The organism is Thermogemmatispora aurantia, from assembly GCF_008974285.1.
Taxonomy (GTDB): domain Bacteria; phylum Chloroflexota; class Ktedonobacteria; order Ktedonobacterales; family Ktedonobacteraceae; genus Thermogemmatispora; species Thermogemmatispora aurantia.
In genome coordinates, this window is sequence record NZ_BKZV01000001.1 from 1,597,077 (window position 1) to 1,622,770 (window position 25,694).

Annotated in this window: 26 protein-coding genes; 15 read left to right on the forward strand and 11 right to left on the reverse strand. The window is 60.5% G+C overall.

Translation table 11 applies throughout. From position 1 onward, the window contains the following. The first annotated feature begins 438 nt into the window (after positions 1 to 438). The 5 genes from KTAU_RS06160 (at position 439) to KTAU_RS06180 (ending at position 4,797) form a co-directional block, all read left to right on the forward strand. Positions 439 to 834 (forward strand): Asp23/Gls24 family envelope stress response protein, encoded by a 396-nt coding sequence (locus KTAU_RS06160; protein WP_052887556.1) that lies wholly within the window; start codon positions 439 to 441, stop codon positions 832 to 834. A gap of 54 nt (positions 835 to 888) precedes the next feature. After that, positions 889 to 2,637, forward strand: a complete 1,749-nt coding sequence (locus tag KTAU_RS06165) for a DAK2 domain-containing protein (RefSeq protein ID WP_151727500.1) — start codon at positions 889 to 891, stop codon at positions 2,635 to 2,637. 240 nt (positions 2,638 to 2,877) lie between these two features. Beyond that, positions 2,878 to 3,723 (forward strand): DegV family protein, encoded by an 846-nt coding sequence (locus tag KTAU_RS06170; RefSeq protein ID WP_151727501.1) that lies wholly within the window; start codon positions 2,878 to 2,880, stop codon positions 3,721 to 3,723. 427 nt (positions 3,724 to 4,150) lie between these two features. Further along, on the forward strand, positions 4,151 to 4,390 hold the full coding sequence (locus KTAU_RS06175) for a hypothetical protein (RefSeq protein ID WP_228026331.1): 240 nt from the start codon (positions 4,151 to 4,153) through the stop codon (positions 4,388 to 4,390). Between the two features lie 2 nt (positions 4,391 to 4,392). Continuing rightward, positions 4,393 to 4,797: a hypothetical protein gene (locus KTAU_RS06180; protein ID WP_141727757.1), complete on the forward strand. Its 405-nt coding sequence runs from the start codon at positions 4,393 to 4,395 to the stop codon at positions 4,795 to 4,797. 435 nt (positions 4,798 to 5,232) lie between these two features. Here the strand turns inward: KTAU_RS06180 and KTAU_RS06185 are convergent, their stop codons facing one another. From KTAU_RS06185 to KTAU_RS06200, 4 genes are all read right to left on the reverse strand, one after another. Continuing rightward, positions 5,233 to 5,859 carry a DUF3090 family protein gene (locus KTAU_RS06185; protein WP_151727502.1) on the reverse strand — a complete coding sequence of 209 codons (627 nt, stop codon included), beginning with the start codon at positions 5,857 to 5,859 and terminating at the stop codon, positions 5,233 to 5,235. Positions 5,860 to 6,322: 463 nt separating this feature from the next. After that, the gene (locus KTAU_RS06190) at positions 6,323 to 7,306 is read right to left on the reverse strand and encodes a D-2-hydroxyacid dehydrogenase (RefSeq protein WP_151727503.1); all 984 of its coding nucleotides are present in this window, start codon (positions 7,304 to 7,306) and stop codon (positions 6,323 to 6,325) included. A 456-nt stretch (positions 7,307 to 7,762) separates the two neighbouring features. Next, on the reverse strand, positions 7,763 to 8,464 hold the full coding sequence (locus KTAU_RS06195; RefSeq protein WP_151727504.1) for a phosphatase PAP2 family protein: 702 nt from the start codon (positions 8,462 to 8,464) through the stop codon (positions 7,763 to 7,765). 95 nt (positions 8,465 to 8,559) lie between these two features. After that, positions 8,560 to 9,729, reverse strand: a complete 1,170-nt coding sequence (locus KTAU_RS06200; protein ID WP_151727505.1) for a glycosyltransferase family 4 protein — start codon at positions 9,727 to 9,729, stop codon at positions 8,560 to 8,562. A 399-nt stretch (positions 9,730 to 10,128) separates the two neighbouring features. Here KTAU_RS06200 and KTAU_RS06205 point away from each other — a divergent pair, with 399 nt between their 5' ends. From KTAU_RS06205 to KTAU_RS06250, 10 genes are all read left to right on the forward strand, one after another. Further along, positions 10,129 to 10,812 (forward strand): response regulator, encoded by a 684-nt coding sequence (locus tag KTAU_RS06205; protein ID WP_151727506.1) that lies wholly within the window; start codon positions 10,129 to 10,131, stop codon positions 10,810 to 10,812. A gap of 369 nt (positions 10,813 to 11,181) precedes the next feature. After that, a complete protein-coding gene (locus KTAU_RS22320; protein ID WP_151727507.1) occupies positions 11,182 to 11,409 on the forward strand; it encodes an AtpZ/AtpI family protein in 228 nt (75 codons plus the stop codon). Between the two features lie 59 nt (positions 11,410 to 11,468). Beyond that, complete coding sequence (gene atpB / locus KTAU_RS06215; protein WP_151727508.1) at positions 11,469 to 12,407, forward strand: F0F1 ATP synthase subunit A; 939 nt, start codon at positions 11,469 to 11,471, stop codon at positions 12,405 to 12,407. 292 nt (positions 12,408 to 12,699) lie between these two features. Then, positions 12,700 to 12,915 carry an ATP synthase F0 subunit C gene (gene atpE, locus KTAU_RS06220; RefSeq protein WP_112429942.1) on the forward strand — a complete coding sequence of 72 codons (216 nt, stop codon included), beginning with the start codon at positions 12,700 to 12,702 and terminating at the stop codon, positions 12,913 to 12,915. Between the two features lie 354 nt (positions 12,916 to 13,269). Next, positions 13,270 to 13,797: a F0F1 ATP synthase subunit B gene (gene atpF, locus KTAU_RS06225; RefSeq protein WP_112429944.1), complete on the forward strand. Its 528-nt coding sequence runs from the start codon at positions 13,270 to 13,272 to the stop codon at positions 13,795 to 13,797. Beyond that, positions 13,797 to 14,441, forward strand: a complete 645-nt coding sequence (gene atpH / locus KTAU_RS06230; protein ID WP_112429946.1) for an ATP synthase F1 subunit delta — start codon at positions 13,797 to 13,799, stop codon at positions 14,439 to 14,441. The genes atpF and atpH overlap by 1 nt, the downstream gene beginning before the upstream one ends. 434 nt (positions 14,442 to 14,875) lie before the next feature. Beyond that, the gene (gene atpA / locus KTAU_RS06235) at positions 14,876 to 16,435 is read left to right on the forward strand and encodes a F0F1 ATP synthase subunit alpha (RefSeq protein WP_112429948.1); all 1,560 of its coding nucleotides are present in this window, start codon (positions 14,876 to 14,878) and stop codon (positions 16,433 to 16,435) included. 19 nt (positions 16,436 to 16,454) lie between these two features. After that, complete coding sequence (gene atpG, locus KTAU_RS06240; protein ID WP_151727509.1) at positions 16,455 to 17,351, forward strand: ATP synthase F1 subunit gamma; 897 nt, start codon at positions 16,455 to 16,457, stop codon at positions 17,349 to 17,351. A 193-nt stretch (positions 17,352 to 17,544) separates the two neighbouring features. Continuing rightward, complete coding sequence (gene atpD / locus KTAU_RS06245; protein ID WP_112429952.1) at positions 17,545 to 18,963, forward strand: F0F1 ATP synthase subunit beta; 1,419 nt, start codon at positions 17,545 to 17,547, stop codon at positions 18,961 to 18,963. Between the two features lies 1 nt (position 18,964). Beyond that, positions 18,965 to 19,414, forward strand: coding sequence for a F0F1 ATP synthase subunit epsilon (locus KTAU_RS06250; protein WP_151727510.1), 450 nt, complete (start codon positions 18,965 to 18,967; stop codon positions 19,412 to 19,414). 195 nt (positions 19,415 to 19,609) lie between these two features. On the opposite strand, the gene KTAU_RS21785 is transcribed toward KTAU_RS06250, so the two are convergent. The 7 genes from KTAU_RS21785 to KTAU_RS06285 all read right to left on the reverse strand — a co-directional run bounded on the left by KTAU_RS21785 (position 19,610) and on the right by KTAU_RS06285 (position 25,677). After that, positions 19,610 to 20,521 carry a hypothetical protein gene (locus KTAU_RS21785; protein WP_176601354.1) on the reverse strand — a complete coding sequence of 304 codons (912 nt, stop codon included), beginning with the start codon at positions 20,519 to 20,521 and terminating at the stop codon, positions 19,610 to 19,612. An 823-nt stretch (positions 20,522 to 21,344) separates the two neighbouring features. Beyond that, positions 21,345 to 22,469, reverse strand: coding sequence for a hydrogenase expression/formation protein HypE (gene hypE / locus KTAU_RS06260; RefSeq protein WP_308789041.1), 1,125 nt, complete (start codon positions 22,467 to 22,469; stop codon positions 21,345 to 21,347). Positions 22,470 to 22,562: 93 nt separating this feature from the next. Continuing rightward, positions 22,563 to 23,702, reverse strand: coding sequence for a hydrogenase formation protein HypD (hypD, locus tag KTAU_RS06265; protein WP_151727511.1), 1,140 nt, complete (start codon positions 23,700 to 23,702; stop codon positions 22,563 to 22,565). Beyond that, a complete protein-coding gene (locus KTAU_RS06270) occupies positions 23,686 to 24,411 on the reverse strand; it encodes a D-sedoheptulose-7-phosphate isomerase (protein ID WP_151727512.1) in 726 nt (241 codons plus the stop codon). The genes hypD and KTAU_RS06270 overlap by 17 nt, the downstream gene beginning before the upstream one ends. Before the next feature lie 64 nt (positions 24,412 to 24,475). Then, a complete protein-coding gene (locus KTAU_RS06275; protein WP_151727513.1) occupies positions 24,476 to 24,763 on the reverse strand; it encodes a HypC/HybG/HupF family hydrogenase formation chaperone in 288 nt (95 codons plus the stop codon). After that, entirely contained in the window at positions 24,760 to 25,371 is a 612-nt protein-coding gene (locus KTAU_RS06280) for a D-sedoheptulose-7-phosphate isomerase (RefSeq protein WP_151727514.1), read from the reverse strand. Before KTAU_RS06280 ends, KTAU_RS06275 begins: the two co-directional genes overlap by 4 nt. Positions 25,372 to 25,404: 33 nt before the next feature. Then, a complete protein-coding gene (locus KTAU_RS06285; protein ID WP_151727515.1) occupies positions 25,405 to 25,677 on the reverse strand; it encodes a HypC/HybG/HupF family hydrogenase formation chaperone in 273 nt (90 codons plus the stop codon). Positions 25,678 to 25,694 lie beyond the last annotated feature (17 nt).

A 25,694-nucleotide genomic window follows, 5' to 3' on the forward strand; every position in this document is an offset into this window, starting at 1 on the left:
GAGGCCGCTTGACCAGAATAAGAGATACCAGATGCCATCACTCCCGCCAGGATCTCTCAACCAACCAGGCGACAGGTTTCAACACGAGCCACTCCCCTTGGTCTGACGGCTTCCCTTCCCGCCCGGCCACCAGACCAGACGTCGCTCTTCTCATGTAAAGAGAGAGCGCCTTGCTGGGGCTGAAGCCCACTCCCAACCAAGCAGACGAGACGGCGAAGCGAACCCACGAGAGCTACAGGGCAGATGTCTGCGCCCTTGATTCTGACGGGGGCCTTTGATATACTGCAACAGAACGCAGACCTTGCACTCCAGTAAGTAGAGAGCAAAGCGTTAGTAAGCGTTGAGTACGCTCTGCGAGTATAGCAGATTGCCCTCGCTTTGGCAAGTGCGTAGGCCAGAAGACCAGCAGAGCAAAGAAAGAATAGAGAAGACATGGGTATGCCGAAGCCATCGACGATTCAACCGCAGCACGGAACGCGTCCTCTAGGCAGGATCGAGGTCCTTCCCCATGCGATACACACCATCGCGGCCCGCGCCGTTAGCGAAAGCTACGGCGTCGTAGGTATCGCCGCGCCTCGCCTGCGCAATGGCGAGGCCATCCTCCTTCCCCCCGAACGAAGCGGCGAGGGCATCCAGGTGCGCATCGCGAACGGGCGCCTAATCATTGAGGTCTACGTCGTGCTGGAATACGGGCTGCGCATGTCTGAGATCGCCCACAATATCATGAGCAGCGTCAAGTTCTCGGTTGAAAAGATGCTCGGGGTACCCGTGCAGCAGGTGAACGTCAATATCCAGGGGCTGGAACACAGCCCTACCACAAGGCGCGAGCACTAACGACAAGGTGTGGGCACCACCTACCTCACCACCACCACATAAGGTAAGTGATCTATGCAGGAACAGGCATCAGGTGCTCTACACGCGCAAGATGCGCAAAGCCAGCAACAGATGCAGCGGATTAGCCGCCCGCGGCGGATCAGTGTCCTGGATGGCCAGGACCTGAAGAAGGCAATGATTGCGGGGGCCGCCTGGCTGGAGGAGCGGCGGGAGAGCATTAACGCCCTTAATGTCTTCCCCGTCCCGGATGGAGATACTGGCTCGAACATGTCCGCCACCATGCAGGCCGCCATTCGGGGGATCATCGATAGCCAGGAGAGAGCAGCGGGGGTGATTGCATCCCGCCTCGCCCACGATGCCCTCTTGGGCGCGCGGGGCAACTCGGGGGTGATTCTGTCGCAAGTGCTCCGTGGCCTGGCCCAGGGACTAGAGAAGAAGCAGACCTTCACCTCACTTGACCTGGCCAATGCTTTGATGGAAGCCTCGCGGCTGGCCTCACGAGCCGTCATCAAGCCGGTCGAGGGCACTATTCTGACCGTGGTACGTGACTGCGCCGAGGCGGCGCTGGCCAGTGCGCAGCGCGGCGACGACCTGGTGACCCTGATGCACGAGGTAGTGACCGCTGCGCGGCAGTCGGTAGCCCGCACGCCCGAGCTGCTGCCCATCCTCAAGCAGGCGGGAGTAGTCGATGCCGGCGGCCAGGGGCTGTGTGTGATTCTCGAAGGAATCTGGCACGCTCTGCGTGGCGAGGGACGAGAGGCACGCCCCTTCTCATCAGCAACGACCGAAGCCACCCCGCGGCGAGGAAGAGTCAATGTCGAGGAGGAGCAATACGGCTATGAGGTGGTCTTCCTGCTACGCGGCGAGAACCTCGACGTAGAGCGCATCCGCCAGACGATCATCGACATGGGCGGCGTTTCCACGGTCGTGGCCGGAGATGAAAAGCTGCTCAAAGTGCATACGCATACTCAATGGCCTGGCAAAATCCTGGACTATGGCGTGAGCCTGGGTAGTCTCCTGGATATCAATATTGAGAATCTCCAGGAGCAGAGCCTGGCCTACGCGGCAGAGAGTCGCGCCGAGCATGAGCAGGTCGAAGGCTGGGGCCAGGATGCAGCCGCAGGCAGCAAGGTCGCGGCTCCCAGCGTTCCCATCGCCACAGTCGCCGTCGTCTCCGGCTCTGGCTTCGAGAAGGTCTATCGCGGCCTGGGCGTGAGCGCCATTGTACCCGGCGGACAGACCATGAATCCCAGCATCGAAGAACTGCTGGCGGCGGTCAACTCCGTTGAGGCCGAGCAGGTCATTATCTTGCCCAACAACAGCAATGTGATCCTCAGCGCGCAGCAGATTCCACGCCTCACCAGCAAACAGGTGGAGGTCATCCCAACCGAGACCCTGCCCCAGGGAATCGCCGCCCTGATGAGTTTCAACTACAGCGCCGATCTGGCCACCAACGTTCAAAGCATGAGCGCCGCCGCCCGACGCATCCAGACTGCCGAGATCACCACGGCAGTGCGCGCCGTGCAGATCGATGGCCTGCGTGTGCGAGAGGGGGATATCATCGGCCTGATCAACGGCAATCTGGCCGTGGCCGGCAGCAGTCTGGACGGCGTCATTAACGACCTGCTCCAGCGTATGCACGTCGAGCGCTACGAGCTGCTCACTATCTACTACGGCGAGGGAACCAGCGAGACCCACGCTCAGGAAACCGCGGCCCGCATCAAGCAGACCTATTCCCACCTGGAGGTAGAGGTAGTGGATGGCGGCCAACCCTACTACACCTATATTTTCTCGGTTGAATGAAGAGGCAATAGACAGCAGCAGCCGGTCAGAGCGCACGCCCGGTGCACAACAGCCGTAAGTCAGGCCAGACCGGCCCGCGCGGAAACCCGGAGACAATCAGGATTTAGATCGAGATGGCTGGTCGTCTCGTCCCAGCGCTCTTCCCGCTACTCTAGCGAAACGTACCCACGCTTCTCACAACCAGCCAGGTGCGCTGACGCACATAGTGCAGACAATTCTCTCGCGTTCAGGAGGTGCCTCATGGCCGTCCGCATCGTCACCGATAGTACAGCGGATCTCCCTAAAGAACGGGCCGCGGCCCTGGGAATCAGCGTTGTTCCCCTCAAGGTTATTTTTGGCAGTGAAGAATATCTGGACGGAGTCAATCTGGATACAGAGGGCTTTTTTAAAAAGCTGGCGGAGAGCAAGGATTTCCCCCGTACCTCGCAGCCAACACCCGCCGATTTTCTCGCCACCTACCAGCGCCTGATCGAAGAAGGTGCCGAGGCCATTCTCTCGGTCCATCTGTCAGCAAAATTCAGCGGAACCTACCAGTCGGCCTGCGCCGCTCGGGCAGCGCTGCCAGCGGAACTGCAACACATTCCCATCGAGATTGTGGACTCGGAGAGCATCAGCCTCGGAATCGGTATGTCGGTTATGCACGCCGCCGAAGAAGCCCAGCGCGGCGACGACCTGGCCACCATCAAAGCACGGCTGGTCGATCGTTTGCGCCGCACACGCATCCTGGGCGTGCTGGATAGTCTAGAGCATCTGCGCCGTGGAGGACGCATCGGACGCGCCAGCGCCTTCCTGGGCACGATGTTGAGCTTCAAGCCGATTATCGGTATTCAGGCTGGCGAGGTGGTGCCGATTGAGCGCCCGCGCACACGCGCCAAAGCTTACGAGCGGGTGGCGCAGCTCTTCCAGGAGGCCAGCCCAGTGGAAGAGGTGGTCATTGTGGAGTCGAGCGACGAATTGGGGGAGCAGCTTGCCGCCGCGATGCAGGCGGTCCACCCTCAGCCGATTCCACGCTATAAGCTGGGCGCCGTGCTCGGTACCCATACGGGACCCGGTACGGTGGGTATTATCTTTATTACGGCACATTAGACGAGTTGCCCTCTCGTCTGAGGCCCGCCGGGCAGGCAGGTCGATCGGCCCGCCCGGCGGCGCGGTTGGACGGCATGAGGTTATCTGATGCAATAAAGCTGATACATTATGAGATAACCATTGACGACTTGCATCTTCGTCGGTACAATAGTAGGTAGTAGAGCGCTTACCCACGCCAGAAAGGGCTGTGCTGCAGGCACTGCAGGGCTTGCTCTATGTGCGTACCTCTGATCGCCCGTCGAGCCGCACAACGTACACGCTGGCAGGCTTGACAGCAATAGACAGGGCGAGGCCAACGCACACAGGGTAGGTGGGGAACCTGAGCGGGAGCTTGTAGCCAGAAGATCATGCGTTCACTCACTGGAAGGTTCGTTAGTCAGCCACCATCGCAGATGGTGCAAGCGACGAAGGAGGAACAACCGTGGGAATGCTACGGGTGATGTCACGGCGCGGTGATGATCGTGTCACCTGGGATGAGCAGAAGGTGTTAGCAGGTGACCCCGAAGCACTGGCCGCCGTGCGAGAAGCTGAGCGCATTTTCGCCCAGGAGCGCGCCAGGGGAGCCACTGCTTTTCGTGTCGAGCCCGGGAAGCCTGCTCAGCGCATTGACCAGTTTGACGCGACCGCCGAGCAGATCATTATGGTTCCGCGCGTTGTCGGTGGATGAGCTTGATCTCTGAAATCCTGACCATCCTGGACTGGGTGATCATCGCCACTGCGATGGGAGCCGTTGTCTGGCTGATCACTCAGCCATATTTACGGGGCTGGTCGCGGGCCGAACGACGCGCCTCCGATCTGTTGCGCGATATTCTGACGCCCGAGCAGTTCCGCCAGCTCCTCTGGCACGGCTATCTGGAGGTGCCTAGCCCTACTGCCCCCCAGCGCATCTATCGCGTGCCCCGCGGTAAAGGCTTCGTCCAGGTCATCGAAAATGGCCGCGCGACGATGCGCCTCTGCCTTCAGCCAGTGGAAAATCTGCCGGACGCCGACATTGTAGTGCTCCATAAACTGATGATTGAGGGGAACGAGGAGCTATATTTGCAAAAAGCCAATAAGTATCTCTGTACCGATTGATCGATCGCTCGATGAACCGATGGCGCGGGCTGATTCGTCCGCCCACCAGCCCTTCGTAGCAGCCACAGCGTGATTGCTCGCATGCGGGCCTGGGCCCGGCGGAGCTTCTCCCTCCCTTAGCAGGGGTGAGGAACAGGGCTGACGGGTTCCTGGCCTGCTTTTGCTCTCTGCCCGCCGCATCCTGACCAGCAGGCCCTCCCCACACCACAGAGATCTGCCCTCCGCCAGCGAGCCAGGCCGCTTGTTCCATCGTCATACGGCCCGCTCCCCTGCTCCTCTCACCTGTTCGCTGTTCTCCTTCGCACCTTTCTGGGTCGCCAGCTACTACCGCAGGCCGACTTCCCAGGATGACCGCCTGCTCGCACACGCACCATCTTTGCGCCATGCCAGCGTGAGCCTCTCTCCCAGCCGCCAGCCCAGCCGAATCACCACCTGCTAGTCGCCCTCTTCTTCCCTCTCGTCGTCGTCATCGTCGTCTTCTTCCAGCAGCTGGATAATCTGACGATGGCCATTCTGCTTCTCGCACATATGCGGCCCCTCTTCCAGCGGCATATGGCAGAAAGGACAGACAGGGCGCCCCGCGGCGACGACCCGTGTGATCATGCTGGTCAGAGCCTGAGCCTGGGCCTGTGTGAAGGACAAAGTAACTGCTCGATCCTCACGGACACGTCCGCGCAGCTCCTGGCCCGTCTCCATGATAATCTCCAGGGGAACCGCCATGAGAATGATCAGCTCTCGCCGGAAGTCGTAGCTCAGCTTCAATTGGGCTACTTGAAACTCCTCGTCGGGGATCAGCGGGAAATCGGCAGGCATGCCCAGTGGTATCTCCTCTTCTTCCTCGCCTTCCTGCCGAGCCCGCGCCTCAACGCGCAGGATCTTGCCTTGCGTCACTTGGGTCAGCAGGCGATCAATAGCCAGCCCCAGCTCGTTGAGCTGCATCTTTTCCATCCACATAATGGCAGAGCCACTTTCGCTGCGAGCAAACAGGCGAAAGCGGCGCTGTCCCGGTGGGCCAACAGCATCCGCGCCCAGTAGTTCCACCAGACCTAAATCTCTGCTCATCGGACCTCCTCTTTGCCCCTACGTGAAGAGTGTCTTGGTTCCTTCTGATGATCGATACGCCTGTCTTTGCAGCCGCTTGCGCGCTGCGGCTGCTGCGTGCCTCCGTCTTCTCTCCCCTGGCCTGCGCCTGGCTACCCGAGCTACCCGACGTCAGACAGGCAACGGAGGGACAGGGTAACCCTGCCCTCTTTCAGCAATTGTAAATGCTGCCTGCCAGAGAGAACAGGGCCGGAGAGAGAGCGATATCTCAGATCACGGACCTGGACGTCTGGTGAGAGCCAGAGCAGGCTTTCGCCAGCCATCAGCCACAAGACGCAGCTTGCTCCTGCGCTCGCTGACCTGCGCCCCTGCCGAGTGACTCCCGCTCTTCTATCTAGCTATCTACCAGCCTGCCATTGTTCGCTCACCGCCTCGCCTTTTCAACTTGGGCCGACGCCCTCCTGGCGTAGCCTAGTAGGCGGTGTCAGTAGCCGCGCTGTGGATCATAGCGATTGCGCAGCGGCTCGCCACGGCGATAACGCTGGAGGTTCTCAGCAAAGAGGGAGGCCAGTCGGGCGCCATAGTGAACGCTTTCACCCGAAATATGGGGCGTCAGAATGACGTTGGGCAGCGAGTAGAGCGGACTGTCCTGAGGCAGCGGCTCCATCTCGGTCACATCGAGGCCCGCCCCGGCAATCCAGCCCTCGCGCAGGGCGCGAATCAGGGCCTGCTCATCAATGACGCGCCCGCGGGCCACATTGACCAGATAAGCGGTGCGGCGCATGGCACGTAGCTCCGGCTCGCCGATCAGGCGCTCTGTCTCAGGCGTCAGCGGCGTCGCGATCACAACGTAGTCGCATAGCGGCAGCATCTCCCGCAGCTGGCTGAAAGCATAATAGCGCTCGACCTCTTGATCCTGCTCGCCTCCCCTGGCCGAGCGCCTCACCCCGAGGACACGCATGCCGAAAGCCCGTCCCAAGCGCGCAACGTAGCGCCCAATGTGGCCCACCCCAATGATCCCCAGCGTCTGCCCGCAGAGTTCCAGCGTGCGCAGATGATACCAGGCGGTATTGCCCCAGATATGGCGATCCTGCAGGCGCACTAGCTCGGGCCAGGAACGATTGAACATGATCATGCTGCCAAAGACATACTCCCCAATGGTTGAGGCATGGATGCCAGAAGCAGTGGTCACAATTACCCCGCTGGCAGGATCAAGCAGGCCCGTGTCGCGCAGGCCATCAACGCCCGCCCCAGCAAATTGTAGCCAGCGCAAACGCCGGGCGAGCTGGCGGATGTTCTTGGGTAGCCAGAAGCCGCAGATGACTTCAACATCCTCCGCGTGCGCCGCTAGCTCCTCGTCCCGTGTGGCAATCACGACTTCGCCCTGGGCTGCTTCGCGAATCTTCTTCAGCGCTTCTTCATCGAAGGGGAAGGTACAGAGCACTTTCAGACCCTGATGTTGACTCACAGCCAGACTCTCCTTATCAGATCAGACGAGCATTTGCTGAGACAGCACAATGCTACAGTGAAAACAGGCTCGCTGAGCGTCACCGCGTCTCTTTCCTCAGTCTATCCGAATTGGCAGCTTTCTGGCAAGCCGTCGTCTGGGCTGCTCTGCATTTGGCCAAGCCTTCAACGCCAGCGGTCCCACCCACCAGTGGGCACCAGAAGCGGATAGAGAAAAGCCTGCTTGATCAGCTCTAGCAGCGAGAAAGGGTTCGGACCATAAATAGCCTTCACTCATGGCCAGTGAGAAACACGGACACATTAGCTGTTCAGGCTCTAGAAATTGTTCTGGAGCAGTATAGAAAGCAAGAGCATGGAAAGTCAAGAGAAAGGGGACGGTCTCCCTTCTCAGCACCAGCTTCTGGCCCGATCAAGCCCAGGCGAACAGGGGCAGGAGGAGGAGGAAGGCGGCGCGGTCTTAGAGGCCGACCAGCAGCAGCACGCTCAGAGCCAGGCCCATGCTGAGGAGCGCTCCGCCGATAACCTGCGCAGGAGTATGACGTCCTAAAACTACCCGCGACCAGCAGACAAGTACCAGCAGAAGGAACGATGGCAGAAAAATCAGACCATAGAGGGCAGTCAACACCGTGGCCACCCCGGCTAGCGCCGCCGCATGGATGCTGATCTTCCACCAGAGGGTAATCAGCAGGAGGAGCAGACCCACGAGCAAGGTCAGGCAGAGCGCCAGCTCCAGGCTCTGCGGAGCATGCAGTAGGAGTAACAAGAGCAGTCCCAGGCTATAGGAGAACAGGCTGACGAGGAAGGGGTGCCAGCGCTCATGGCGACGCGTGAGATCCAGGTCGCTCACCAGCCCCAGACGCACGGCCAGGACTACATAGAGCAGAGGAGCCGCGCAGACGAAGCCGAGCGTCAGCAGGGCGAAGCCGAGCGAAGGCCAGAGCGATGAGGAGCGATAGAGGGACACAAGCAGAACAAAAGGCACCGAGATCGTAGCAGGTGAAAACACCAAAGAAATGCCACGAGCGAGGCGCCAAACGAGCGTCGAAGATCCACCAGTCAGCAGTTGAGGATGGGCGAAGGTCTGGGCATCTTCTTCTGTCGCCAGAGCCAGGCGCCCGTCAGCCCTATCGAGGGCAGTTTCAGGTAACAATTTGGACATCGGGCCTCTTTCTTCCGGTAACTTCATGGCCGCATCCTACGCAGGCCGGCAGCGGTCCAGGTTCAGGATGGCCCACCACCCGGTAGGTGGACCCATCAAGCTGCCAGCAGCGCCTGCTCTCTCTGTCGAATCACTTCCTCATAGCCACGCAGCAGCGACTCCATCGCCTCATACCAGCTATATCTGGCGGCCTGAGCGAGCGCTGCGGCGCGCATGCGTTCTCGCGTCGCCTGCTCACAGATCAGGCGCTCTAGTAAGTGCCGATAGGCAGCGACCTGCGCCGTCGGGCTAAGGCCAGTGGGGTCCAGCAGCAGACCCTGTTCTTCCGGGGTCACCAGATCACAGACCCCTTCGGCCTGCAGAGCGACGATCGGCAAGCCGGAAGCCATTGCTTCAAGCACCACCTGTCCGAAGGTCTCGGTGGTCGACGGAAAGGCAAAGACATCGGCAGACGCGTAGGCCTCAGCCAGGGCCTCGCCGCTCAGATAGCCGGTAAACGTCACCGGCAGCCCGGCCAGAGCCTGGCGCAATTCAGCCAGAGCCGGCCCTCCACCAACCACAACCAGATGGCAACGGCGATGATCCAGCTGGCGATAAGCATTGGCCAACAACAAGAGATTCTTCTCCCGCGAGATGCGCCCTACATAGAGCAGGACACAGCGTTCGTCCGTCTTCGCTTCAGTACCCAGCCAGGCAGCGCGCAACGCCGGGCGACGACGCTCTGGTCGAAAGAGAGCACTGTCCACTCCGCGGGGCCAGAGACGCACACGCTGGAAGCCTTGATAGCGCAAAGTTCTGGCTGTTGAAGGAGACGGACAGAAGGTCAGAGAGCAATGATTGTGCAGAAAGCGATTGTAGCGCCACATGGGGCTGGTCAGCCAGGGAAAGCCAAAATGACGGCAGTAGGCCGCGAGATTGGTATGGTAGGAAGAGACCAGGGGACGGCGCAGCAGCCTGGCCACGGCTACCCCTACAGCCCCCAGCACAACGGGATCGACAACATGAATAATATCAGGCTGGAACTCCTGGAGCTTCTTCACAAAGAGGGGGCGGAAAAAGTTAAACTTGAGTTCTGGGTAGAAAGGAAGTGGGAGACCGGGCGTCGTCACGATCTCCGCCCCAGCATACTCGTGCATCCCACAGCGCGGGCCTAACAAGAGCGCCCGGTGGCCGGCAGCCTCTAGATGGGAGAGGAGCCGCGCCAGCGTACGCGTCACCCCATCCAGCTTGGGCAAGAAATTCTCCGTAATAATCGCGACCCGCATCGCAATCCTCCTTTGTCGCCTGCTCTGCCCCGCACTGCATCTCACTGCTTTCACGCCTCACTCGCTGCCTGCTCACCAACAACCAACCTTTCGCCTGCCTTCAGATCCTCACAGCGGCACCCTTCAAGGAGAATCTTCAGTCAGCAGCGTTATAGCTGTGTAAAATTCCCTCAAAGATCCCGTTAAGCCTGGACAAAATTTGTGCGCGCAGCTGAGATATCACTGTTCACCTGTCAGCAGAGGAGATAGAATATCCATAGAGGGAGAAAGCCGTGGCAGAAGGAGGGAGGGAGAGAGAGGGCGAAAGGGCTGCGCGGCACCCAGCAGCGAGCTGTGCAACCACGAAGGCGTCCCGCTAACCAGCGAGGCTGGCAGCTATGAAGAGGAGGGAGGTCAGCATTGTCATCACCAGTTATCCGGCTTCTCCTCTGCGAGGACCAGACCCTGATGCGTCAGGGACTGCGCACCATTCTCGATCTAGAGCCTGGTATGGAGGTCGTCGGCGAGGCCGCTAATGGTGAGGAAGCGGTCAGGCGCTACGGCGAGCTGCGACAGGCCGGGCTGGGGCCAGACATTGTCTTGATGGATATCCAGATGCCCCTTATGAGTGGAGTTGAAGCGACTGCCGCTATTTTGAGCGCCTACCCGGATGCCAGGGTCATTATGCTGACCACCTTCGACTATGATGACTACGTCTTCGAGTCTATCAAAGCCGGAGCGGCGGGCTATGTGCTCAAGGACCTGCCCGCCGAAGAGCTAGCGGCCACCATTCGCCATGTCGCTCAGGGGGAACCGTTCATTCAGCCGAGCATCGCGAGCAAGCTGCTCATCGAGTTTGGCCGGCGCGCGAAAGGAGACCGGAACCAGCCACAGAGCGCCGAGAGCGGGGGGGAGGAGCTGAGCGCCCGCGAGCTAGATGTACTGCGATTGCTGGCCCAGGGAGCCAGCAATCGCGAGATCGCCCAGCAACTGTGCCTGGCCGAGGGTACTGTCAAAAATCATGTCTCCAACATCTTGAGCAAGTTGCAGGTGACTAACCGCACGCAGGCCGCGAGCAAGGCCCGCGAGCGCAAGCTGATTTGAGCGGATCTGGTTAGCAAGCAAGCAGGCTATGAGCGGGCGGGGGCAGACAAGGGAGTGCCTCACAGCCAGGGTGCACAAATAATAGATACGATCTCTGGGGAGAGGAATCAAGCAGGCAAGAGCGGCGTTGGCCTTCGGAAACCGGGCAGCTGGCACTTGAGTGAGGCTATCCGTAGAAATACGCAATCGGGAGAGGGCAACGCTCGCCGGGTGCCTGCACTCTGAAGGCGAGAAAGCGGCTTGGGACAGGAAGCGAGCCGGGAGCGAAGGCGCTTGAGGGATGCTGTGATTGCGTTGCACAGACAGTCAGCCTTATGCTATAATCCTCACGGTATGATATAATCGTGAGACAAGCGGGACAACATAAGGATGAGTAAGAAGCCTCCCCCCACCCTGTGGGAAATCGTGGGGCCAGTGGGAGGATTGGGGTTCACAATTGCAGTCCCCATTGCCGCAGGAGCCATTCTCGGTCACTACCTGGATGGCGTGTTGCGTACCGCACCGTTGTGTATACTTCTCGGGCTGCTGCTTGGCCTGATTACGGGAATATACGGCGCGTACCGTTTATTTAAAATCTTCTTCTCAAGCATAAGATAGACGGCGTCGACGTTGACAGACCGGGCCACGCAGAGCACGATTCAGATGGAGGATATTGAGTGCTCTGGAAATTTCCTGAGGTATCGCTGGCACCAGAGGTCATATGGAATCCAGGCGGTATCTTTCCAATAACCAATACACTCTTATGCACCTGGATCACCATTCTTGCTCTGGTTGCTTTTTTCTACTTTGGCACACGCAACGCTTCGCTGATCCCCTCGGGTTTTCAAAATTTCGTTGAGTGGATCGTCGAGTTCCTGGTGAATCTGGTCAACGGTGTGGTTGGCTCGCGGAAGGACAAAGCGGCGCGCTTCTTCCCGTGGGTCGCTTCCTTCTTTATCTTCATTCTTTGCGCCAACCTGATGGACGTGTTGCCGGGCATCGACACCATTGGCAGCCTCAAAGGAGAGGAGATCGCCCATGTTGGAGGGAACTGTGCGCCGGTCTTGGGTTTCCTGCCTTCGTGTCAGCCGCTCTCGCTGGGACCGATTCACTTCCTCTTTGGCAACATTTCGAACCTGATCATCCCCTGGTTCCGCCCGCCGACCACTGATCTTAACCTGACGGTGGCGATGGCTCTGCTTTCAGTGGGGGCAACTCAGTTCTTCGGCTTCTACCATCTGGGTGCCAAAGAGCACCTGTCAAAGTACTTCAATTTCCGAGCACTACGCAAAGGCCCGATGGGCCTCATCGATGTTGTCGTCGGGCTGCTGGAGATTATCTCCGAAGCTGCGCGTATCATTTCCTTCTCCTTCCGTCTCTTTGGCAATATCTTCGCCGGTAGCCTTGTGCTGGCAGCGTTTGCCTTCATCCTGCCATTCGTCGCCGCGATCATCTTTATTCCCTTTGAGATCTTCGTCGCGGTGATGCAGGCCCTGATTTTCGCCTTGCTGACGCTAGTCTTCATGGAGATTGGCACCACCAGCCACGAGGCTCATGAAGAGCATCTTGTCGAAGAGGAGCAGAAGGTACTACAAGGGGAGAAGGCCGCCGCGTAGTGCCTGCACCTCGCCGTCTGCGAGCCTCCTCAGCCGCCTGGCCTGGCCGGGGAGGTTCTCTTGTGAACGCGCCCGCCCGATTACTCTGAGTGCCGCGGGTTCACTCTGGCGCGGGTGCAGAGCAGGCAGAGCGAGGAGGCGCCGCTTGTCTGGCCGAGTGTGGCCACAAGGCAGGCGCTCTTGAATTGCTTGCTACCGTTCAATTCATCCGTACTTTACCTGCCCGCTTGACATCAACAAACAAACAGGAACGAACCGACGAAGCTTTGTCCTTAAAGGAGGATATTCAGCTATGCAGCAGTTAGCTGTCGCATTGGCTATCGGTCTGGGGGCCATTGGCCCAGGTCTGGGTATTGGTATCGCTGCCGGTCAGGCGGCCTCAGCTATCGGACGCAATCCCGAGGCGGAGCCGCAGATCCGTATCAATATGATCCTGGGTCTGGTCTTCGCCGAGGCCATCGCCATTTACGCTCTGGTTATCGCCATCCTGCTCCAGTTCGTGAAGTAAGGCAGCAGGGACAGGTGAGGACGAGCCGAGCACGCACACCCCTGCTCAGCGCCGGGCCTGTGCTTCGGCCAGCCAGTGAGAAGCTGTCGTGACCAAGTCTCCTTGTACATCGCTGGCCCCGGCGCCGTTCGCGGTGCTAGGCGGGCCGCTCGTCCCGCCTGCCGGAGTGCACCCAGTGAGCCTGATGATGCGGGTATGTCCAATGCATCACACGCCTATCAAGGCCGTGGCCTCAGTTCTCTCCGAGCCGAGGGATGAGATCTTCGAGAGGATCTTGCTGATCAGTCCCTCCGCTGGCTTACCCGCATTGAGGGCGCGAACCAAACGCCTTGAAGAAAGAAGGAGGGGGTCGGCGTGACTTTGATTCTCGCAGCGAGTCCGCTGGAGGGCCTGGGTATCAATACCTTTGCTTTCCTCTCGCAGCTCGTTAGCTTCATTATCGTGCTGATTCTTCTGCGCAAGTGGGCTTTGCCCACTGTTCAGCGCATGCTTGATAGACGCGCCGCCATTATCCGCGAGGGCATTGAGAACGCCGAGCGCGCGCGGGAGGAGCTGAAGAATGCCACTGCCCGCGCAGAGCAGCTGCTGGCCGAGGCACGTCGCGAGGCCCAGGAGGTCATCGCTAACGCGCAGCGCGCCGCTGAGCGCGAGGCCCGCCGCATCGAGGAGGAGGCCCTGGCGCGCGCCCGCCAGATCGAGCAGCAGCAAATCGAGCATATCCGCCAGGAGGCCGCCCGCGCGCGCGCCGACCTGGGCCGCCTGGTGGTAAATCTCTCTATTGCTGCTGCCAGTAAGGTGATCAGTAAGTCCGTCGATAGCAGTGATAACCGCCGCCTGGTTGAAGAGTTCGTCAACGCCAGCCAGGCTACGAAGGGACAGTAATGCTTAAGGGAGCGATCGCACGCCGCTACGCTGAAGCTATCTTCAACATCGCGCGGCAGCAGCAGACGCTAGATCGCACCCTCGACGAGGTGCGCTCCATTGCCGAGCTGTTTGCCCAGCGCAAGATGGCCTATCTGCTGAGCGAGCCGAAAATTCCACTGGCGCGCAAAGAGCAGGCGTTGCGCCAGGCGCTTGCGTCGCGGGTTCTGCCGACGTCGCTCAATCTCGCATTGCTGGTGGTCCAGCGTAATCTGGTCGAGTTGATGCCGAATATCGCGCGCGAACTCGAACAGCTCGTGCTCCGCTACAAAAACCAGGCAATCGCCGAGGTGATCACGGCGGCGCCTCTCGATGAGGCCGCGCTTCAGCGTGTGAAGCAGGCGTTAGAGCGAAGAACAGGAAAACAGATTATCTTGCAGACAAAGGTCGAGCCGGAGATTCTGGGAGGGATCATCGCTCGCGTCGGCGACGAGGTCATCGATGCCAGCGTCCAGCATCGGCTGGCTACGCTTCAGCAGCGCTTGCTGCAGGAGACCGCCGCCCATAGCTCTGAACTGCTGGCATCGCTGGAACTGCCCGCCGCTTTGGCGACGGTCAATGATCCACCAGCCAGGGATCGCCCTGAGCCGACACGCACTCAGTAAGGGCCAGGACTACTTGCTTGCTTGTCTGTCTGCTCTTGCCCGGCTGACTGGACTGCAGGTCGCGAGGCCCGGTGGCTTACGTGCTGGCTCTCCAACTCTCTGGTTGCTGGCCATTGCTCTTGTGTTTGCTTGCTCATTTGTTTGCTTCTCGTTCGCCAGTTAGTTAATCTGTACTTTAGCGTTTTGCCCATCGCTCGCTCTCGTCCGTAATGGGCCGGCTGCCCTGTCTACTGGTCTGCCTTGTGATTGCCTGCCGTCCGCCGGGTTTGAGGCCGGCACAGCAGGCTTGTGTCGGGCTGGTTTTGCACGCAGCTTCAATCTGCGGCTTGGTTTGGGTTTGGCCCCTGCGTGTGTGCTGTGGTGGTGGGGTGGAAGTGGCTTCTTGTTCCGGCTGGCCTCTATGGCGAGGAGAGACTACCTGAGGAGGAAAGACGATGGCATCGTGGGCAGATGAAATCAGTGCCATCATCGAACGCAATATTGTTGGCTTCGATCAAAGCCAGCCTGCCACGGCCAGCGTCGGGACCGTGATCGCCGTCCAGGACGGCATCGCCCGCGTCTATGGCTTGCAGGATGTGAAATATCTGGAGTTGGTGGATTTCCCCCGCACCGGGCTGAAAGGCATGGCCTTCAACCTGGAGGAGGAGACGGTCGGTATCATCATTCTCGGCGACTATACCGAGCTGCGCGAGGATGATGAGGTGCGCACGACCGGTCAGGTGATTTCGGTCCCGGTCGGCGATGCGCTGATCGGACGCGTGGTCAATGCGCTCGGTGAGCCAATCGATAATAAGGGGCCGATCATTACCAATAAGCGGCGCCCGATCGAGCGTGTGGCCCCCGGCGTGATTACGCGCCGCTCGGTGAATACACCGGTACAGACCGGTATCAAGGCGATCGACGCGATGATCCCCATCGGACGCGGCCAGCGCGAGCTGATCATTGGCGACCGCCAGACCGGTAAGACGGCCATCGCTATCGATACGATTATTAACCAGAAGGGCAAAGATCTGATCTGCATCTATGTGGCCATCGGCCAGAAGAATTCTTCGGTGGCGCGCACCATCGCGACCCTGGAGAAGTATGGGGCGATGGAGCATACGATCGTGGTGGTGGCCGGCGCGGCTGATCCGGCTCCGATGAAGTATATCGCGCCTTACGCTGGCTGCGCGATCGGCGAGGAGTTTATGGAGTCGGGCCGCGATGCGCTGATCGTCTACGATGACCTGACCAAGCACGCCGAGGCCTACCGCAACATTTCTCTGATTATCCGTCGCCCGCCGGGCCGCGAGGCTTATCCTGGTGATGTCTTCTACCTGCATTCGCGCCTGCTGGAGCGCGCGGCTCGCCTGAACGAGGACTACGGCGGTGGCTCGCTGACAGCTCTGCCGATCATCGAGACGAAGGCCAACGATATCTCGGCCTACATTCCGACCAACGTCATTTCGATCACCGACGGCCAGATCTTCCTGGAGACGGACCTGTTCAACGCCGGTATTCGCCCGGCGATTAACGTCGGTATCTCGGTCTCTCGCGTGGGAAGCAGCGCTCAGACGCGCGCTATGCGCCAGGTGGCTGGCTCGCTGCGCCTGGATCTGGCTCAGTTCCGCGAGCTGGCAGCATTCGCGCAGTTTGCTTCCGACCTCGATAAGGCGACGCGGGCCCGCATCGAACGCGGTCAGCGCCTGACAGAGATCCTCAAGCAGAAGCAGTACCAGCCGCTTGAGGTGGAGAAGCAGGTCATGATTATCTACGCTGCAACACAGGGCTACCTGGACGATGTACCGCTGGAGCTGATCCAGGAGTGGGAGGCGGCTTTCCATCGCTACATGGAGGCAAACCATCCCGAGATCGGTCAGGAGATTATCGAGAAGTCGGTGAAGCAGCGTAACAATATGTCCGACGATCTGCTGGCACGTCTGCGAGCCGCCATTGAGGAGTTCAAGAAGACCGCCGCACCGCAGCCGCAGAAGGCTCAAGCAGCAGCTAGCTAGCTAGGAGGCGGAGAGAGCTATGCCATCAACCCGCGAGATTCGGCGGCGCATCAGGACGGTGAAGAATATTGCGCAGATCACGCGCACCTTCCAGATGATCGCCAGCAGCCGCATGCGGCGCGCTCAGGAGCGGGTGCAGCGGGCGCGCCCTTATGCGGAGCAGATTCGGGAGCTGGTGTCACGCCTGGCAACGGTGGCCGGCGAGGATCTGGGCAATGAGGTGGCATTGCTGCGCAGCCGTCCGGTGAAGCGCGTCGGCCTCATTGTGATCTCGCCTAATCGCGGTTTCTGCGGCGCGCTGCCGAGCAATATTAACCGTAAGGCAGCTTCAACGGCGCTGGAGATCCAGGAAGAGGTGCAGCGAGCCGAGGGGCAGCGTCCCGCAGTCTCGTTTGTGGCCATTGGTCGCAAGGGACGCGATTTCATTGTGCGGACGCAGCAGCACCTGCTGGCCGAGTTTACGCAGCTTAGCGACAATCCTTCGATGAACGACGCATCGGCAGTGGCTCAGGTGGCCATAGATGCTTTCCTGAGCGGCGAGGTGGATGTAGTCTATCTGGTCTACGCTCGCTTTGTGAGCACCACCTCCCAGCAGCCGGTGGCGATTCAGTTGCTGCCGGTGCAGCCGCCGCAGAGCGCAGGCAGCAGCGAGCGTCAGCGCATTGACTATATCTATGAACCGGACCCGCGGGCCATCTTCGAGGCTTTGCTGCCGCGCTATGTGGATGTCCAGGTCTACCTGGCGCTGCTTGAGGCCCGGGCCAGCGAGGAGTCGGCGCGTATGGTGGCGATGAAGAACGCTACCGATAATGCGAACGAGCTGGTCGATGATCTGACGCTGGCCTATAACAAGGCCCGTCAGGCTAGCATTACGACTCAGATTCTTGAGGTGGTGGCCGGCGCCGGCGAGCTATAGCCGCCGCCGTCACCAGCCGGTGCGAGTTCATTGCCGTGGGCGACAGTTCATTACGCGTTCCTGTCAGTCCCACCTAACAGTCTGTAACGAAACGAACGCTGAACGGAAGCGAGATGGATGCAGGCTGGCACGCTGGCCTTGCAGGCCGTGAGCGGCTGCTCTGTCGAAGCTTCCGCAGGAGGCGAAGAGATACATGACGACAAAGACACTTGCCAAGGGGAGGGTGGTCCAGGTGCTCGGGGCCGTGGTCGATGTGGAGTTTCCCCCCGAGCAGCTGCCTCCTATCTATAATGAGCTGGTAGTCCGCCCCGAGGGCTCCGATCAGGAGCTGTCTCTGGAGGTGGAGCAGCACCTGGGCAATAACTGGGTGCGCTGCGTGGCAATGGGACCGACCGATGGTCTGCAGCGCGGCCTGGAGGTCATCGATCGTGGCCAGCCCATCTCGGTCCCGGTCGGCCCCAAGACGTTGGGACGCATCTTCAATGTGCTCGGTCAGCCGATTGATAATAAGCCACCAGTGGTCGATGTGCCGCGTCTGCCGATCCATCGTCCCCCTCCAAGCCTGGAGGAGCAGGCCAAGGAGGTGCAGGTCTTCGAGACCGGCCTGAAGGTGATCGATCTGATCTGTCCTTTCATGCGCGGCGGTAAGGTTGGCGCCTTCGGCGGTGCGGGTGTGGGTAAGACGGTGATCATCCAGGAGCTGATCAATAACGTGGCCAAGGCCCACGGCGGTTATAGCGTCTTCGCTGGCGTCGGCGAGCGCACGCGCGAGGGAAACGATCTCTACCATGAGATGCAGGAGGCCGGCGTGATCGATCGCCTGGCGATGGTCTTCGGCCAGATGAATGAGCCACCTGGGGCGCGCCTGCGCGTGGCCTTGACCGGCCTGACGATCGCGGAGTATTTCCGCGACGAGGAAGGTAAGGACGTGCTGCTCTTCATCGATAATATCTTCCGCTTCACGCAGGCCGGTTCTGAGGTGTCCGCTCTGCTCGGGCGTATGCCCTCGGCGGTGGGCTATCAGCCGAACCTGGCGGAGGAGATGGGCGAGCTGCAGGAACGCATCACTTCGACGACGCGCGGCTCGATTACGTCGATGCAGGCGGTCTACGTGCCGGCGGACGACTACACCGATCCGGCTCCGGCGACGACCTTCGCTCACCTGGATTCGACGATCGTGCTTGATCGCGCGATCTTCGAACAGGCCATCTTCCCGGCGGTTGATCCTCTAGCCTCGACCAGCCGCGTGCTTGATCCGCAATTCGTGGGTCAGGAGCACTACGATACGGCTCGCGGTGTGCAGCGCGTGCTACAGCGCTATAAGGATCTGCAGGATATCATCGCTATCATGGGCGTCGACGAGCTGTCCGAGGAGGATAAGCTGATCGTCTCGCGCGCACGCAAGATTCAGCGCTTCTGCTCGCAGCCGATGTTTGTGGCCGAGGTCTTCACGGGCCGCCCCGGGAAGTATGTGCCGCTCAAGGAGACGGTGCGCGGCTTCAAGGGCATCCTCGAGGGGAAGTACGATCATATCCGCGAGGAGCATTTCTACATGGCGGGTACGATCGATGAGGTGATCGAGCGTCACGAGCGCGAGCAGAGGTCACTCTAAGATGGCTGGGAAACTGCATGTCGAGGTAGTGACCGCCGAGCGGGCGCTCTACAGCGGCGAGGCGGACCAGGTGAACGCTCCGGGGACGGAGGGTCGCCTGGGCATTCTGCCGCGCCATGCGCCGCTGTTGGCCGTGCTAGCACCGGGCGAGCTGCTGATCCGCCTGGGAGACGCTGAGGAGCCGATCTTTGTCTCCGGTGGCTTCCTGGAGGTCTTCGAGGATCAGGTCACGGTCCTGGCCGATGCCGCTGAGCACGCCGAGGAGATCGATGAGGCCCGTGCTCAGGAGGCCCGCCGCCAGGCCCTGGAGCGTCTGGAGCAGGCGCAGACGGATGTGGAGCGCGCCGAGCTACAGGCGGCCTTGGAGCAGGCGGTGAGCCGCCTGCGCGTGGCAGAGCTAGCGCGTCGCCGCCATACTCGGCGTATTCGCCAGAGTACGGAGGAAGAGTAGCCCTCTTCCGCTGAGAAACCCTGGCCTTCAAGGTATGGATGGGGCCAGCGGAAGTTGCTCATAGGCTCTTTAAGTAAGAAGTAAAAGGAGAACGCCATTAGCTGGCGTTCTCCTTTGTTCTGTTCTGTTAACCTTGGCTTGTTCGCTGATCGCTGATCAGTGCGACCTTATGCGATGGGGCCGCAATGAGAGGGTTTAGAAGCTGCCGCCATCGCCACCACCGAAGTCACCACCGCCACCAAAGTCACCACCAGCTCCTCCACCAAAGTCACCACCGCCGCCAAAGTCACCACCAGCTCCTCCGCCAAAGTCACCCCCTCCCCCCATGCCAGGATCACCGGCGAAGCCAGCCTCTTGATGATGGGCCTCTTCTTCACCAGCCATCTTGCCAAGCTCGTAACCAATCAGGCCGCCACCCAGGGCACCAAGGCCGCCAGCAGCCCAGGGATTCATGCCTCCACCCTGATTGGGTGGATAATAGTTAGGAGGATAGCCTCCTTGATATGGACCTTGGTAGGGATAGCCACCCCCCGGCGGAGTTGGTTCATAGGGTACATTGCTACGACCCCAGCCCCAACCCCAGCCTTGGCCAGAGCGCCGACGCACAACTGCGAAGAGGATTCCACCAATGATCAGTACTAGCAGACCAATGCAGCAAAGTGTGCCAAGACCGCTTGACAGGAGGCCGCTAGTTCCAGAATTGGCCGGCGAGCTACCTTCGCCTCCTCTGGCAGCCGCCAGCGAATCCTCCAGCGAGCGAATGGCCGCCAGGGTGGCCCCGGTATAGTCTCCATTGTTGTAGTTGTCTTTGAAGGCATTGTAGGCGTCTTCAGCAGCACTACTGGAAAGCGGCACTTGCGATCCAGACTTGATGTACATCCAATGATGGACGGTATCGACAGCAATGACAATGAGACGCGAGTTGGTGACATGGCTTTGTGTGCGCGCCTCAAAGTCGGCCTGGCTGCCAGTGAAAGAGTTGGTCGTATAGATAGCAATGGGGTAAGGCAGTTTTGCCGCTTCGCTTTGGACGCGGCCTTTATCAAGGACACCGGCCCCGTCACTGATGGTCACGCTATCGGCCAGCGCAGCTACACTAGTCAGCATTAGCAGCAAACCACTAAGCAAAAGAGCTAGAGCTGGCTTCAATAGCTTTGATCTTATAATATGAGCATGCCGAGCAGAAGGTTCAGGACTCTCCTGAGTCTTCCGTCTGGCAGAACGCGCTCGTATGAGACTCATGAACGTGTTCCCCTCCTCTTTTTGCCCTATCATGCCGCACTCTGTTGCTCCATGCCACGCTATTTATACGGATGGGCCGATGGCTGGGTTGACAGAGAAAGCTGATAGCAGGGCCGGCCCCATACCATAGTGAAGCGCGGTAGCTAAAAGCCGCCATCCGCTTCCCACCGCTGTCACTGAAGCTCCCTCCATAGCTGCTTCCTCAAAAACCAGTGCTGGATTCACCTACCCGATAACCCCTACGCCGCTGAGCGGCATCCGCATTGGCAGCAGCCCCAACGGCCAAGAAGAAAATGACGACAACAGAGATCCCGAAACAGCCAAGCCAGGCCACCAGTGCCCAATCCAAGCCTTGATTGGCGCTACCTGACCATGCTTCAGACGATGAGGCCCCGGTCAGGCTCTCCTCCAGCGAGCAGCTGCTGGGAAGTATTGGTCTGGCGCCTGCCAGGCAATAGAAACGATGATTCTAGCGCGTTGTTCTCTTGCAAGCATATTACGACAGCGAGCTTTTTGCGTAATATAAACGCTAGACCTCCTCCATTTATATTGGTCAATATCTGTGCCTTCTGATGATGTGGGAAACTGTTCACAGGTGGAGAAGGGCTTCCGGGAATGAGCATAGCGCTCACCTTCTAGCTTCAGGCGAGCGCTTGGAGTGTGCGAGGAGGGCAGACGGTGCAGAAACCTAACAGATGCGAGGGAGCGGATCACCGACGAGCATATCGAGGACACGCATGCCTCCGATCTCGGTGCGCAGAAAGACCAGGCCCGGCGGGTCCGCCTGCACGCTGCCAATGATGGCCGCCTCCCGTCCCAGGGGATGCTCACGCATGAGGGCCAGGGCTTGCTCTGCCGCCTCGGGAGCCACCACGGCCAGCAGCTTGCCCTCGTTGGCAATGGTGAGCGGGTCAAGTCCCAGGATCTCACAGGCGCCGCGCACCCCGGCATGCACCGGGATCGCCTGCTCGTCGAGGCCGATGGCCACCTCCGAGGCCAGGGCCATTTCGTTGAGGGCCGTGGCCACGCCGCCGCGCGTGGGATCTTTGAGACAATGCAGGCGCTCACCGATGGTCTCTAACAAGGCCGCCACCAGCGTGTGCAGCGGCGCCGTATCGCTCTGGATCTCGGTCTCGATCTCCAGAGCCTCGCGCGCCAGCATGATGGCAATCCCGTGGTCGCCAGCACTACCGCTGAGGAGCACGACGTCCCCAGGCTGCAGGCAGGTCTGTCCGAGTGGCCAGTGCGCACGTCGTAGCCCGACGCCTGCCGTATTGATGAAGACGCCATCCCCTTTGCCACGTTGCACGACCTTCGTGTCGCCGGTGACGATGGCCACCCCGGCAGCGCTGGCCGCCTCCTGCATGGAGGCCACGATGCGTCGTAGTTCCGCAATGGGGAAACCCTCTTCCAGGATGAAGCTCGCCGACAGGTAGAGCGGTTGGGCCCCGGCCATCGCCAGATCGTTGATGGTACCGTGCACGGCCAGCTTGCCAATGTCGCCGCCAGCGAAGAAGAGGGGACTGACCACATAGGTATCGGTCGTAAAGGCCAGCTGCAGCTCGCCCCCATCGAGCGAGAAGACCGCCGCATCGTCCATCGCATCGAGGAGAGGATTCGAGAAAGCCGGGGCAAACACGCCTTCAATCAGATTATGGGTGGCCTTGCCGCCGCTGCCGTGACTGAGCGTGATGCGCTCATCGCGCAAATAGAACTTGTGTCGGCGCGCCTGCCGGACGCGCTCCATCTTTTGCAGGACCGCGTCGAGCCGCGCCGCTGTCGCCTCTTGCTCTGGGTTGGGCCTTCCTTCCATTTCTCTCTCCCTTCCTTTCTTGTCTTGCTCGCCTGAGTTGCTTGTCCTCTCCGTTTCCCTTGTCCACCTGTCCTGTCTGGCCCTCGCCTCTACTTATGGGGTCTGCGAGAGGCTGCGCAAGTGGTCGCGTTCGGCGGCCATCGAGAAGCGGCCATAATTGTAGTAGGCCGCACAGGCCCCTTCGGGCGAGACCATACAGGTCCCGATAGGCGTCTCAGGGGTGCAGGCCGTGCCAAAGACCTTGCACTCCCAGGGCTTGATGACCCCCTTGAGCACCTCGCCACACTGGCAGGCTTTGGGATCGGCCACGCGCAGGCCCGGCACTTCGTAGCGCAGCTCGGCATCCCAGTCGGCGAACTCGGGCCGCAGCTTGAGAGCACTGTGGGTGATAAAGCCGAGGCCGCGCCATTCAAAGAAGGGCCGCAGCTCCATTGTGCGGGCCATCGCCTCCAGAGCGCGTACGTTGCCCTCGGGCCGCACCACGCGCGTGTACTGGTTCTCGACCTCCGCTCGTCCCTCGCTGATCTGCTTGACCAGCAGGTAGACGGCCTGGATGATGTCCAGCGGCTCAAACCCCGCGATGACCACCGGCTTGTGATGGTCGCGGGCGATGAAGGTGTAAGGACGCATGCCGATGACCATGCTGACGTGCCCTGGACCAATGAAGCCATCCAGACGCAGATCAGGCGAGTCGAGAATGGCTTTGATGGCCGGGATAATCGTTACATGATTGCAGAAAACAGAGAAATTCTTGACTCGCTCGGCCCTGGCCCGCAGCAGGGTCACTGCCGTCGAGGGCGCGGTGGTCTCGAAGCCAATGGCGAAGAAGACCACCTGGCGATCGGGATGCTGGCGCGCCAGCTTGAGGGCGTCCAGCGGCGAGTAGACGAAGCGCACATCGGCCCCTTCGGCCTTGGCATCGAGCAGGCTACCTTTCGAGCCAGGGACGCGCATCATGTCGCCGAAAGTGGTGAAGATGACGCCCTCCGTGCGGGCAATGGCGATAGCATCATCGATGCGCCCCATCGGCAGCACACAGACCGGGCAGCCTGGGCCATGCACCAGGTCGATGCTGCGCGGCAGGACATCCTCGATGCCATGCTTGTAGATCGTATGGGTGTGGCCGCCACAGACCTCCATGAATTTGAGCGGGCGCCCGTCGCTGAGACGGGCGATCTCGGCGGCGATCCGTTTGGCCAGCTCGGGATCACGATATTCATCGACGAACTTCATCGCTGTCAGCCCTCCCTTTCTCTGCCGCTAAGCAGGTTTGCACGAGTTCAATGAGCGCATGGTAGACGGTGGCCTGCGCCTCCTGGATGCGCGGAATGTGATCGCCGGGGGAGACGATGCAGAAGTCGACCGCCGGCGAGCGCCGCGTTTTGCCGCCATCGTAACCAGCCAGGCCCACAGTGAGCAGGCCCTGCTTCTTGGCCTGCTCGAAGGCCTGCAGGACGTTGAGCGAGTTGCCGCTGGTGGAGATGCCCACGGCAATATCGCCGGGTCGCCCGAAGGCGATGATCTGGCGCGTAAAGATATTCTCAAACCCGACGTCGTTGCCCACCGCCGTGACGACAGCGATGTCGTTGGTGAGGGCAATGGCCGGCAAGGGACGCCAGTGAGCTACCGGCGGATGGAGCAGATCGGTCACCAGGTCCTGGGCGTCGGTCGTGCTGCCCCCATTGCCAAAGGCCAGCAGCGTTGCCCCCGCTGCGAAGGCCCGCGCCATGGCCTGGGCCGCCGCCAGCAGCGCCTCGCGCGCGGTGGCCAGAGTCGCGCGGCGCAGGGCGATGACGTCGCGGCACTTCTCCAGGGTGGAGTGCTGGACCTGACTGAGGACCTCCTCAAGGCTGACCTTTCCGCCCGCAAAGAGGTAAGGATAAAACAGGCGATCGTATTCCGATCCCTGGGCTTGATCGTTGGTCTCAAGGTCAGCGCTCATGGCTCGCTCCCTTTCCTCGTGCCCCCGACCTGGCCACATAGCTCAGGCAAAGGGACTTTTCTACTCACTCCCTGGCAGACGTTACCGACTCGTCAAGCCGCTCCAAGGCGACGCCTCCGTGCACGAGCAGACGGTCGCCCGGCTGCACCTCGCCAAGCAGGGTGATGTCGATCAAAGCCTCGCCCAGTCCTAGACGGACGCAGGCCATGCCGGTGGCCTGGTCGACACTGAGCACCGTCGCCACCACGGCCTCGTCTGCGCAGGTGGGACAGTGTCCTTCGGGATCGGGCTGACAGAACGGTCGTAGTGACACGGATGGCGACAGAACGATGCGCTCAGATTCCTGGTTCATTGCAGTAACCCCTCGTGTTCGAAAAAGACGTGCACCAGCTCCCACAAGACGTGATAGAGCGTTTCATGGACCTCCTGCACAATGAAGGGGTCATCAGCGGGCACGACAAAGCGATAGTCGACCGCCTCCTGGCTGAGCAAGCCCCCATCGCCGCCCAGCATGGCCAGCGTGAGCAGTCCCATTTGCCGCGCCTCTCTGAGAGCGGCCAGGACGTTGGGGCAGCGCCCGTCTGGCGAGAAGCCCAGGGCAATATCCTGGGGCCGTGCCAGGACACGCAGCTGTTCGCTAAAGGGCATCTCAGGTCGTCCGCCCGCCATCAGACCGCTGAGGGTGGCACTATCGTTGGTCAGGGCCAGAGCTGGTAAGGCGCGCTTGCCCACGATGACCGGATGGACGAATTCGACGGAGACGTGTTGCGCATCGGTGGCCCAGGCCCCATTGCCAAAGGCCAGCAGGCGCCCCCCCTGATGGAAGCGGCGGGCCATCGCCCAGCAGGCTTCGGCAATGCGCGGCGCCTCGTGCTCAAAGAAGGTCGCCGGCAGACTGGTGCTGAGCGCAAAGCGCCGCTCTAGCACGGCCTCCAGCGCTTCGGGCATCGCTTGAGGCATGAGATAACCACCTCCTCCCCTTCCTTTCTCTCACTACTCGATCTGGCTGGAGTGCAGCAGCTTCAGCTCATCGGTGTAGACATCGCCCATCTGCTGGAGCGCTTTGAGCGTCTCGTGCGCCTCCGCCTCATCGATTTTGCTCATGGCAAAGCCGACGTGGATGAGCACCCAGTCGCCGGGGGCAATCCCTTCGGAGCGCACCAGGGCGACGCTGACGTTGCGCTTGACGCCCGAGACATCGACGCGCGCGATCGAGTTGGCATCATCGACGATTTCAAGCACTTGACCGGGAATTCCCAGACACATCGCACTGGCTCCTCTCT